9 protein-coding genes are annotated in these 11485 nt (G+C 49.0%); 6 read left to right on the top strand and 3 right to left on the bottom strand.

Annotated features, from left to right (window positions below):
• The first annotated feature begins 2 nt into the window (after nt 1–2).
• On the top strand, nt 3–743 hold the full coding sequence (gene dagF / locus AC3ISQ_RS19105) for a 2-dehydro-3-deoxy-phosphogluconate aldolase (protein ID WP_489349053.1): 741 nt from the start codon (nt 3–5) through the stop codon (nt 741–743).
• Between the two features lie 68 nt (nt 744–811).
• Nucleotides 812–2728 carry a BglG family transcription antiterminator gene (locus tag AC3ISQ_RS19100; RefSeq protein ID WP_489349051.1) on the top strand — a complete coding sequence of 639 codons (1917 nt, stop codon included), beginning with the start codon at nt 812–814 and terminating at the stop codon, nt 2726–2728.
• Nucleotides 2729–2852: 124 nt separating this feature from the next.
• Here the strand turns inward: AC3ISQ_RS19100 and AC3ISQ_RS19095 are convergent, their stop codons facing one another.
• Nucleotides 2853–4238: an amidohydrolase family protein gene (locus AC3ISQ_RS19095; protein WP_489349049.1), complete on the bottom strand. Its 1386-nt coding sequence runs from the start codon at nt 4236–4238 to the stop codon at nt 2853–2855.
• Between the two features lie 58 nt (nt 4239–4296).
• The gene (locus AC3ISQ_RS19090; protein ID WP_489349048.1) at nt 4297–4902 is read right to left on the bottom strand and encodes an ankyrin repeat domain-containing protein; all 606 of its coding nucleotides are present in this window, start codon (nt 4900–4902) and stop codon (nt 4297–4299) included.
• A 166-nt stretch (nt 4903–5068) separates the two neighbouring features.
• Here AC3ISQ_RS19090 and AC3ISQ_RS19085 point away from each other — a divergent pair, with 166 nt between their 5' ends.
• The 4 genes from AC3ISQ_RS19085 to AC3ISQ_RS19070 all read left to right on the top strand — a co-directional run bounded on the left by AC3ISQ_RS19085 (nt 5069) and on the right by AC3ISQ_RS19070 (nt 10076).
• Complete coding sequence (locus AC3ISQ_RS19085) at nt 5069–5998, top strand: LysR substrate-binding domain-containing protein (RefSeq protein WP_489349046.1); 930 nt, start codon at nt 5069–5071, stop codon at nt 5996–5998.
• Nucleotides 5999–6102: 104 nt separating this feature from the next.
• Nucleotides 6103–9036 (top strand): Ig-like domain-containing protein, encoded by a 2934-nt coding sequence (locus tag AC3ISQ_RS19080; protein WP_489349044.1) that lies wholly within the window; start codon nt 6103–6105, stop codon nt 9034–9036.
• Between the two features lie 386 nt (nt 9037–9422).
• Nucleotides 9423–9773, top strand: coding sequence for a type II toxin-antitoxin system RelE/ParE family toxin (locus tag AC3ISQ_RS19075; RefSeq protein WP_489349043.1), 351 nt, complete (start codon nt 9423–9425; stop codon nt 9771–9773).
• Nucleotides 9774–9776: 3 nt separating this feature from the next.
• Nucleotides 9777–10076 (top strand): helix-turn-helix domain-containing protein, encoded by a 300-nt coding sequence (locus AC3ISQ_RS19070; RefSeq protein WP_489349042.1) that lies wholly within the window; start codon nt 9777–9779, stop codon nt 10074–10076.
• An 87-nt stretch (nt 10077–10163) separates the two neighbouring features.
• Here AC3ISQ_RS19070 and yncE read toward each other — a convergent pair whose 3' ends face one another.
• Complete coding sequence (gene yncE / locus AC3ISQ_RS19065) at nt 10164–11180, bottom strand: 7-bladed beta-propeller protein YncE (protein WP_489353383.1); 1017 nt, start codon at nt 11178–11180, stop codon at nt 10164–10166.
• Between the last annotated feature and the right edge of the window lie 305 nt (nt 11181–11485).

The following is an 11485-nucleotide window of genomic DNA, read 5'->3' as shown; positions in this document are numbered from 1 at the left end:
GCATGAAGCTGAAGCCAAATTACTATCGCGATCGGGTCTGCCTGAACGTGCTGGCGGGTTCGAAAGAGAATGCGCAGCAGATCTATGAAGCGGCGGAAGGACATGTATTGGTCGGCGTTCTCTCCAAAAACTACCCCGACGTAGATAGCGCAGTGGCAGATATGCAGCGCTATGCACGCTTGATCGACAATGCGTTGTCAGTCGGTCTCGGTGCGGGCGACCCTAAACAGTCCGAGATGGTCAGCAAGATCTCGCAACTGGTGCAACCGCAGCACGTGAATCAGGTATTTACTGGCGTGGGGGCTAGCCGTGCGTTGTTGGGGCAAAGCGATACCGTGGTGAATGGTTTGGTATCGCCAACCGGCAAAGTGGGTTGGGTAAAAATCTCCACTGGGCCGCTGAGTGCCGCTGCGCCAGAAGGCATCGTACCGGTAGAAACAGCCATTGCTCTGTTGAAAGACATGGGTGGCAGCTCCATCAAATATTTCCCCATGGGCGGCTTGAAGCATAAAGAAGAATATCAGTACGTGGCAAAAGCCTGTGCCGAGCATGATTTTTTGCTGGAGCCAACTGGCGGCATCTCACTGGAGAATTTCGAACAGATCCTAGAAATCGCACTGACAGCCGGTGTGAAGCAAGTGATCCCACATATCTACAGCTCGATCATTGATTCTGCCAGCGGCAATACCCGTCCGCAGGATGTTAAAACTCTGTTGGCGATGAGTAAAAAGCTGGTAGGCTGAAAAAAGCTAGGGTGACGCTAAATTAGCGTCACCCTAACACGTGGTTAAAAACTCATAACGGAAAATTAATGGTGCGATTCCCCTACCCACGTTTGGCCTACTTGTTTGATGCTTTGCAGTCTGAAACTTTGCCACAAGAAGAATTGGCGAAGCGTTTTGCCGTTTCTACTCGTACCGTACGTACCGACATTACCGCGCTTAATGAAATCTTAGAAAAATACGGTGCACGTTTTGTGCATAACCGTGGCACCGGCTATCGGCTGCAAGTGGACGATGCCGTATTGTTTAGTGGGTTGCAGCAACAAGAGCGACGCAAGCACGCTACGCCACGCAGTGGGCAGGAACGAGTACATTATCTATTAATTCGCTTTTTGACCTCAGCCTTCTCGCTCAAGCTGGAGGATTTGGCCGATGAATGGTTTGTCAGCCGTGGCACGCTGCAAAACGACATGGCTGAGGTGAGGGAGCGCTTAACGCGTTACCAACTGACTATCGAAACTAAACCGCGTTACGGTATGAAGCTGTTTGGTTCGGAGATGGCGATCCGCGCCTGTTTGACCGATCTTCTCTTCCAACTGCACCTGTCCGATGTGGAAAACCCGTTGTTGAATAACGAAATTTTACTGCAACCGCAAACCGCCACTTTCGCTGGATTGCTGCATCCCTTGCTGTCGCAATATGCTATTCGTCTGACTGATGAAGGTGAGCAGTACCTGATTTTCTATTGTGCGGTGGCGCTGCGACGGATTAATGATGGTTACCCGTTGCCCGATTTTGAAGCAGAAGAGGGTGACGAAGGGGTTCGCAAAGCCTCAGCTTGGTTAGCGGGAGAATTGCGCAAAGCGGCAGGGAAGGAGATCTCGGCGGCGGAAGAGGCCTATCTGCGGGTGAATATTGCCGCCCGCCGGGTGCAAGATGTACAACCGACAGAAATCAATGCTGATGATGAAGACGCGTTGGTGGATTACATCTTGTCTTACATCAATGCGCACTATAACTACAATTTGCAGGGCGACAAACAATTGCGCGCTGATCTACTCACCCATATCAAGACCATGATTACCCGGGTGAAATACAAAATTAATATCCCCAATCCGCTGTTGGCGAACATCAAACAACATTACCCGATGGCCTATGACGTCACACTGGCGGCAGTCTCCAGTTGGGGGAAACATACGCCGTACACACTGAGTGAAAACGAAATCGGTTATTTGGTGCTGCATATTGGCGTTGGGTTGGAGCGGCATTACAACATCGGTTATGAGCGCCATCCGCAGGTGATGCTGGTGTGCGATACCGGCAACTCGACGGTGCGTATGATTCAGGCGCAGATTGCGCGGAAGTACCCGCAACTGGTAATGACGCGCATTGTCTCGCTACGCGACTATGAAGTGCTCCCTCATATCGAGGAGGATTTTGTTATCTCTAACGCCCGCGTCAGCGAGAAGAATAAGCCGGTGGTAGTGATGTCGCCATTCCCGACCGAATACCAGCTTGAACAGCTCGGCAAACTGGTGCTGGTGGATCGCACCAAGCCTTATATGCTGGAAAAGTTCTTCGATGCTGACCATTTTATGGTAGTGAATGAACCGCTGACTCAAGAACAACTGTTCAAGAAAGTTTGTTTGCAGTTAGAACAAGAAGGTTACGTCGGCGAGGATTTTTATCCATCGGTAGTAGAGCGTGAGGCGATAGTTTCTACCCTATTGGGAGAAGGGATTGCATTACCACATTCGTTGGGGCTGCTGGCGAAGAAAACCGTGGTAGTGACCATTTTGGCTCCGCAAGGCATTATCTGGGGCGAAGGGGAAGTGGCGCAGGTGATTTTCCTGCTAGCGATCAGTAAAAGCGATTATGAAGAAGCGATGGCGATTTACGATCTATTCGTGACTTTCGTACGTGAGCGGTCGATGGGGCGCTTATTGGGCAGCGAATGTTTCGATAGTTTCAAGGCCGTGGCGCTGGATTGCTTGAGTCGGATTTGATATTCCCCACCACCCGAGATTGACGAGGCTTATTGTTGTGATGAGGGATGTCGCGGAGCGACTTTAATATTGATGCGTAAATTCAAGTATTAGAAGTGGGGGACAAATCCCCCACTGAACCGCGTCACCCCACCGTTCCCCACACTAACTTCCCTTGATAGAACGTCGCTTGTCTTGGAGAGATCCTCGCCACCGCTTCCGCTGAGCAAGAGGCATCGACCAGTACAAAACTTGCTTCATCCTGTGGTTTTGGCCATACCTGCTCGCCTTTATCGTTCAGCGGCAATTTGTTGCCGGTGGCAATTGCCAGCGAGCGTGAGATGTTGAACTCGCTCGGGCGGGTATAGAGCTGGGCGTAGAGATTGGCTTTTTCCAGCATATCGCCGAGGCCGTAAGGCGACCAATGGTCGATCACGCTGTCGGTGCCGGTCATGATGAACACGCCTTTTTCCTGTAGCTGCGGCAATGGCATATGCAATGTGCCGATCGGTACGGTGGAGGCAATAGAGATTTGCTGCGCTGCCATGCGAGTTGCGGCTTCTGCCACCTGTTGGTCATTGAGCGTTGCCAGCGCGAAGGCGTGGCTGATGGTCAATTTGCCTTTGAGTTCCGGTGTTTTCTCTGCAGTTTCAATCATATAATTGATTGCAGCCACACCAGCTGGACTGGTTTCGTGCAGGTGGATGTCCACGCCTTTGTTGTAGTCGATGGCAATTTGGAACATGGTATCGAGCGATTTCTCCATCGCGCCGTCTACGTTGGTAGGATCGAGTCCACCGACGTAATGTGCTCCAGCTTGCATCGCTTCACGCATCAGGGGCTCGGATTTGGACAGCAGCAACCCATGTTGTGGGAAAGCGACGATCTCACAACTGAAATCACCTTTCCGACGTTCCAACACCGCCATTAGATTTTCCAGGTTTTTCAGGCCAGAAACTGGATCGACGTTGCAGTGGCTGCGGGCAACCACCGAACCTTTGGACTGGATCAGATCGATCAGTTTTTCCGCGCGTTCTTGCGTTACCGGTTGCAGTTCGGGCAGCAATTTTTGTTCTAGCGCGATCATATCCTTGATGGTGGTGCCTGGTGGGCGAGCGATCACATGCCACGGGCCACCATAAAAAGTTTTATCGAGGTGGATATGCATGTCACGCATTTCTGGTAGCAGCAATTTTCCGCCAGCATCGTAATGGCTCAGCGTTGCATCCGGATGCTGTTTGTTGTCCCGCAGTGCGACGATCTTGCCATCGTTGATTTCCAGCGTTTTCAGTTCGGTGCGTGTGCCAACAATCTTTTCATTTTCGTAGTGGAAACCAGCTTCGAGCAGCACGTTATCCAGATAGTAATGTTGGTCTTTGATGGTATTTTTTTGATTATTAGATTCACAAACGCTCGTCGTTGAGTTGGCAGCTTGCGCCATTGAGCCAGTTGCACCAAACAATGCACAGGCGGCGGCGACTTTGCTACTACCACTCAAAAATTCACGACGGCTTCTTTCCTGGTGATTCATGGGGATCTCCTGCTTGGTAAAATGCCTGCTGTCAGGCATTAATAAAGCTAAAAAATTATTAGGCTCCGGCACCGATCAGCAACTTGGCGATTTCTGGGTAATTCTTCTCGCACGCCAGTTCCAGCGGGCTTTTGCCATATTTGTCCGTCATGTGTGGGTTGGTACCGTGTTCCAACAGTAACTTGATGATTTCTTGCTGTTTCACGCCGCCATCGCCCAACACAATGGCTTCCAGTAATGGTGTCCAGCCCAGAAAGTTGGTGTGATTAACGTTAATTTCGGTGCGAGTCAGTAATTCGCGCACGATTTCTACGTGGCCTTTTTCGCTGGCAGGAGTAATGCCAACGCCGCCAAACCGTGTCAGGCAGTTGAGGTCTGGATTTGCCGGTAAAATTAGGTGGAGCAATCGGAGATCGTTATTCAAGCAACTTAATAAAAACGGGTTAAAACAGGTTTGATCCTGTTTATTAATGTCTGCGCCAGCCGCAATGAGATACTCCACACAGTCGTACTTTTTATGTAGGCTGGCGAGCGTAATCGCAGTGCTACCTTGGCGGTTAGTGGCATCGATATTGACGCCTTTTTCGAGGCAGTTTTTAAGTGTTTCTAATCGCCCCTGCTCGGCAGCAGCAAGGTATTCAGCAATCAATAGTGGTTGGGACATATCCCGCGCCTCCGAAATTATTCAATTACCGGAGAGTAACAACAGTCCAGAGTGAATAACATCCGTTTGAAATTCACTCATCGCACAGAGGATAATTATTGAATAATATTTGATAATCGAGAAATTCTGCGACTTAGCGCGGCTTTTGGTTACTGGGGAATGGGCAATGAATTCAGTCTTTACCGAAGAGAACTTACTGGCGTTCACCTGCGCGGCGCGCTATGGCAGTTTTAGCAAGGCGGCAGAAGAGTTAGGCGTGACCACATCGGCGATTAGCTACACCATTAAACGCATCGAAACTTATCTTGATGTGGTGCTGTTTATACGCAATACCCGTAACGTTGAACTGACGGAGTCGGGCGACTACTTTTACCGCAAGGCGATGGAATTGTTGAATGATTTTCACACCATCAAACGGAGTATTGATACCATTGCACAAGGCATTGAGGTTAAGGTGCGTATCTGCATTAACCATCTGCTCCACACGCCGCACCATACCGCGAGATTGCTGCAAATCCTGAAAAAAAAGTTCCCCACCTGCCAGATCATTATCACCACCGAGGTTTATAACGGGGTTTGGGACTCAATTATCAGTAATCAGGCCAATATTGCGATTGGTGCGCCGGACACCTTACTTGACGGCGGCGGCATCGATTACACCGAAATGGGTGCGATTCGTTGGGAATTCGCGATTGCCCCTGATCACCCACTGGCGTTAGTTCAAGAACCGATCCCTGAAAGCCAACTGCGCCTTTATCCCAATATCATGGTGGAAGACACGGCGCTAACCATCAATAAAAAAGTCGGTTGGCTGTTACATGGGCAGGAAGCGGTGTTGGTGCCTGATTTCACCACTAAATATCAATGCCAGATCCTTGGCGAAGGTATTGGATTTTTGCCGGACTACATGGTGAAAGAAGCGAAAATCAATGGCCTGTTGGTGACAAGGCAGATCCATAATCCGCGCCAAGACTCGCGTATGTTACTTGCTACCCAGCACGCGGCTAGCGGTCAAGTGACTCAGTGGATCAAGCAACAATTTGTACCGAACGGTGTGCTGACGGCGCTTTATCAAGATCTATTACATCAAGGATAATCTCAGTCTGTCGGTGTTCCCTTAATTACAAGACAAGGGCTGTATTGCTATGTGATCGCCATAAGAATAATGCAGCTTTACGGCAACACTTAAGGGAACGTCAAATGCAGCAAACAATGACAACATTAGCGATCGGTTATCTCAAATGGAGCAATGAGGATAAGTACGTTATTCCTGGCTCAGTAAGCGACCAAAGCATGCCAGAAATTCATGGCACAGCTAAGCCAGGCTTGCCTGTTTCGTTGTATAACGGCAATACGCTATTAGCCACGCTCCAGGCCGATGCGCAAGGTCTTTGGCACTATCAGCCATCGACAGAACAGCTATTTTCTGGCGATGTCTCGCTGCGTGTGGAACAACAAGGGAATACCTCTCCTGCTTTCAACTATTCAGTGAATGCTAATGCAGCACCGCGATTAACGATTGATGCGATCTATTCCGACGTGAATGGTGATGCACCGCAAATTCCACCGGGAATAAGTAAAGGAACGATCACGCAAGACAGTACGCCAACTATTGTGTTGAGTGCCACCCCTAATACGACCGTGAGCCTTTTCGATAATGGTAAGCATATTGCTGATATAGCGGTTGATGAGAGTGGTTATGCTAACTACACATTTGAGCAGCCACTAACACAAGGTGAGCATAGCTTTACCGTTTCATCTGCGGGACAAACTGCCGAAACCGCCGGTTGGAAAATTACGGTTGCAGGTTCTGAAAGCGGTAACGTGATCCCTAGTGTACCCGTCACTATTGATAATTGGGCGCTGGATAACGTGGGTGGTAACAGCTACTTCCAGAAAGGCGGGAAAACGGATGATAGCCGTCCTACCTTTGAAGGTCGTGCTGGTGCGAATGAGTGGGTGGCGTTGTATGACCAAAATGGTCGTGCACTGGGCAGCACGCGCGCGGATAGCACGGGAAACTGGAAGCTGGAACTGACGCAGGAGCTGCAAGAAGGCAGCAATACCGTCATCGCCAAAACTGCCAGCCAGCAGAGTGATGGCTTTAGCATGAGCCTACAAACGGCTGCGTCCGTACCTGTGACGATTAACTCATGGGCGCTGGATAACGTGGGCGGTAGTAGCTACTTCCAAAAAGGCGGGAGAACGGATGATAACCGTCCTACTTTCGACGGTCGGGCTGGTGCGAATGAGTGGGTGACGTTGTATGACCAAAATGGTCGTGCACTGGGCAGCACCCGTGCGGATAGCACGGGAAACTGGAAGCTGGAACTGACGCAGGAGCTGCAAGAAGGCAGCAACACCATCATCGCCAAAACTGCCAGCCAGCAGAGTGATGGCTTTAGCATGAGCCTACAAACGGCTGCGTCCGTACCTGTGACGATTAACTCATGGGCACTGGATAACGTGGGTGGTAACAGCTACTTCCAGAAAGGCGGGAAAACGGATGATAGCCGTCCTACTTTTGACGGTCGTGCTGGTGCGAATGAGTGGGTGACGTTGTATGACCAAAATGGTCGTGCACTGGGCAGCACCCGTGCGAATAGCATGGGAAGCTGGAAGCTGGAACTGACGCAGGAGCTGCAAGAAGGCAGCAATACCGTCATCGCCAAAACTGCCAGCCAGCAGAGTGATGGTTTCAGTGTGACCTTGCAGACGGCCACGCCAGTGCCTGTAACTATTGATAGCTGGGCGCTGGATAACGTCAACGGTAATAGTTATATCCTTAAAGGACAAACCACCGATGACAGTCGTCCACAGTTCAGCGGCACCGCAGGCGCGAATGAGCTGGTGACGTTATATGATCAAAACGGTCGTGCACTGGGCAGTACTCGCGCGAATAGCAATGGCAGTTGGAGACTGGAGCTGACGCAAGATCTGCAAGAAGGCAACAATACCGTGATCGCCAAAACGGCGGGACAAGAGAGTGGTAGTTTTAACCTTATTCTGGAGACGATTTCGCCTACAGTCCCGGTCACACTTGCTAACTGGGCATTGGATAACGTGGGTGGCAACAGCTATGTCTACAGTGGCCAAGAGACGGACGACAGTCGCCCACAATTCAGTGGTACTGCGGGAGCCAATGAGATCGTGACTTTATACGATCAAACAGGACGGTCATTAGGTAGTACTCAGGCAAATAGTAGCGGTGCTTGGTTCTTACAACTGACCCAAGATCTGCGTGAAGGTAGCAATACTGTTGTCGCTAAAACAGCAACACAGGTCAGTGAGTCGTTTGAAATAACCTATAAAGCGTTTGTTGCCCCGGCTCTCACCATCGATAACGAATATTTCGATAATGTGGGTAAAACCGGCATGTTCACCGCTGGTGAAGGAACAACTGATGATACACGTCCGCGACTTTCTGGTAATGCGGCGCCGCTACAGATTGTTGAACTCTATGATCAAGATGGGCGTCTGTTAGGTAAGACCGTGACCTTTACTTCTGGTAAATGGCAAATGGAAATCACGCAGGATCTGCATGAGGGTGTGAATACCATTTACGCGCGTTCGGGCAACGAGGTGACTGAGACGATCAGCATTACGGTCGATACCCATATTCCTCAACCTTTGACCATTGATCCGACGGTGTATGACAACGTGGGCGTTGTTCGTGAGTACACCAGCGGCCAAATGCTACCGACTGATGACAATCGCCCAACGTTTTCAGGATCTGCGCTGGCAGGTGAGCAAGTGAGCCTGTTCGATGCTCAGAATCGATTCTTAGGATCGGCAGTGGCGGATGCTAGTGGTCGTTGGGAGGTAGAACTGGAAAATGCACTCAACAACGGTGTGAATATGATTACGGCGAAAACAGCAACGGAGACGAGTAACACCTTTATCCTGAACGTTAATGCTCCCGTGTCGAGCCGTATGTTGGATATTGACACTCTGTTGCAGGATGGGGGTGAAATACTACCTGCGCGTAGTGATGTGAGTGAGCCGACGCAAGAATCCTATCAATTGACGGCAGATCAATGGAGTGCTCCAGTAACCACTGATGGCGTGGCAAATACCTCGTTATCACAACCGTTTGAGCATAAAGAAGACGTCATTAACCTTACTGATTTGTAATCAGTAAGGTCAGTAATGATATTCGTTATAGGTTGACGTTTTTTAGTCTGTTAACGCCCGATAAAACTTATCGGGCGTTTTTTTGTTTTTAGATGTCACGTTTTGGATGGAGAAATTAATTATGCGAGGAGCATTCTAAAAAACACATCATTCTCTATTAATCATGGCATACCTAATATTTAATATAACTCCATGTAATTATTCTATTTATAGAAAGATACCGGTAATTCTATTTTCACCACCAGTAATATTCATTAGATCCATAACTTAATCCCGCGACCACTTTTTACTGAGGGAAGTCATTTCTCTATGGTTTAAATCATTTGACATTATAGGTTGCGATCTATAACTTGGGTTATAGATTACGGTCTATATAAGGAACTGTTATGTGGGCTGTAATGACAACGGAGCTGTTTGACCAATGGTTTGCGGAGCAGGACGAATCTACGCAAGACAAGGTCTTGGCAGCAATGGTGATGCTTGAACGGAGTGGACCGAATCTATCAAGGCCGTTTGTCGATCAACTTAAAGGTTCGCTGCATCCGAATATGAAAGAGCTTAGGATTCAACATCAAGGGCGACCGATCAGAGCTTTCTTTGCCTTTGATCCGCTGCGTCAGGCCGTCGTGCTATGTGCTGCAGATAAAAGTGGCCTCGAGAAACGATTTTACAAGGTTATGTTACCTATAGCTGACGCACAGTTCACCCAACATCTGGTTCGTAATGTTAAGGAGTAATCCATGGGGACTTTAAAAGACTTACTCGCCTCGCGCTCTCCTGAAAGTCAAAAGCGTATTCAAGAAATGGCTGAAGGTATGTTATTAGAATCGTGTCTCTATGAACTACGTGAGTCGCTTAATATTTCTCAACAGGAGCTCGCTCGTAATCTCGGTATTTCCCAGCCTTCTGTTGTGGCAATTGAGCAACGTGGTAACGAACTGAAGATTTCGACATTAAAACGCTATGTGGAAGCAATGGGCGGGACGTTGCGATTAGATGTTGAATTGCCGGGCGGCAAACATGTTAATTTTACTGTTTAAATTACTATTTCGACATAATTGAAGTTGCATCAGGTACCGCTTGATACAACTTCAATTTCTTACTGTTACTTTCTAACTAACAATTTGTTATTTAAACGAAATTTTGATCACATCATCTGGAGCGGTGGCTTCTTTTTCACGGCTAGAAGCTTGTTTCACGCTAACGTACAGTGTCTGTCCATCGGGTGACAGTGCCAGGCTATTGGGATGCGTTGGCGTTTTGATGGTTTGCAGCACTTTGTAGCTCTTGGCATCGAGAGCGCTGACTTCACCGGCTTTACGATGGGTCACGTAGACTTCGTTACGCGCAGGGTTGAACAGCACCGCTAAGGATTCAGGTACATCGATCTTGTGCAGGATGTTGCCAGTGCGAGTATCGACCACCAGAACCTGTGCTTGCTTGGAATCAGTGATAAAGGCGCGATGAGTTGCAGTATCCAAGCTGATATTCAGGAAGAAATGCTCTTTGCTTTCATCCAGCTTTTTACGGCTGATAACTTTGTTGGTCTTGGTATCGATAGTGACCCATTCGCCTTCGGCATTCGTCACATATAAACGGCTAGCAGCGGCATCCAGCGCCAGACCGGTGCCGTATTTACCGGTATCGGTAATGGTGGTGCGTAAGGTCAGATCCTTACCATCAACGACCCAAACCACACTGGACTCGCCCAGACCAGTCATGTACAGGGTATCGGTGGTGGAGTCGGCGACCAGTTCACGCGGAGCCAAAGGTTTAACCGTTTCTGAGCGTTGACGATCGTCCAACTTCAGGCGTTTTTTCACCTCACCGGTTTTGGCATCGATGGCGGTGACTGAACTATTAACGGTGTTGCCGAAGTACAGCGTATCGGTCTTGGTATTGATAGCTGCACCAAATGGTTTGAGATCGTTGTGGATCACTTGAGTGATCGCCAGCGTTTGTGGATCTAAGCGATAGACGACACCACCTTTATCCAACTTACGGCTCTGCGAAGTTGCCAGATACAGCGCGTTTTCACCTTGGCTATACGCCATCTCATAAGCGCCTTTGCCGACGGGCTGACGTAAGACTTCTGGTTCGGCAGCGCTCAGCGTATTGGAAAACAGCAGGGTAGTCAGTAGCATCAGAGGGAAAGCAGCGCGCCCGCTAAACCGGCGACCTGTGGTCATCACAGCGTTCATAACATCTCCATATAGTCAAAAAAGTCATGTTGCCGCAGGGCCAGTGCCGTGCAGCCAAAACAGGCTCAACATTGAATTAAAAGCAGAATATTTCCGGCTACGTCTTAGCGTGCGGAATTTTTTATTTGAGAATAATAATCATTATTGAAACGAAAGGGGAGAGTTTTCTGAGTTATCTCGTTCTTTCTGTGCAGTGATGTTGCCCGTTAGGTGCGTGTTACCGTAACTCCTTACCCCTGTAGGGATTA

The sequence above is a fragment of the Serratia sp. KH_031 genome (assembly GCF_057839655.1).
The sequence above is the reverse complement of the archived record's forward strand: the minus strand, read 5'-3'. Positions and strand labels throughout refer to the sequence as shown.

Coding starts and splice junctions, on each gene's coding strand:
- AC3ISQ_RS19080 (WP_489349044.1), top strand. CDS start 6,103: ATGCAGCAAACAATGACAACATTAGCGATCGGTTATCTCAAATGGAGC.
- AC3ISQ_RS19100 (WP_489349051.1), top strand. CDS start 812: ATGGTGCGATTCCCCTACCCACGTTTGGCCTACTTGTTTGATGCTTTG.
- AC3ISQ_RS19075 (WP_489349043.1), top strand. CDS start 9,423: ATGTGGGCTGTAATGACAACGGAGCTGTTTGACCAATGGTTTGCGGAG.
- AC3ISQ_RS19070 (WP_489349042.1), top strand. CDS start 9,777: ATGGGGACTTTAAAAGACTTACTCGCCTCGCGCTCTCCTGAAAGTCAA.
- AC3ISQ_RS19095 (WP_489349049.1), bottom strand. CDS start 4,238: ATGAATCACCAGGAAAGAAGCCGTCGTGAATTTTTGAGTGGTAGTAGC.
- yncE (WP_489353383.1), bottom strand. CDS start 11,180: ATGCTACTGACTACCCTGCTGTTTTCCAATACGCTGAGCGCTGCCGAA.
- AC3ISQ_RS19090 (WP_489349048.1), bottom strand. CDS start 4,902: ATGTCCCAACCACTATTGATTGCTGAATACCTTGCTGCTGCCGAGCAG.
- dagF (WP_489349053.1), top strand. CDS start 3: ATGAAGCTGAAGCCAAATTACTATCGCGATCGGGTCTGCCTGAACGTG.
- AC3ISQ_RS19085 (WP_489349046.1), top strand. CDS start 5,069: ATGAATTCAGTCTTTACCGAAGAGAACTTACTGGCGTTCACCTGCGCG.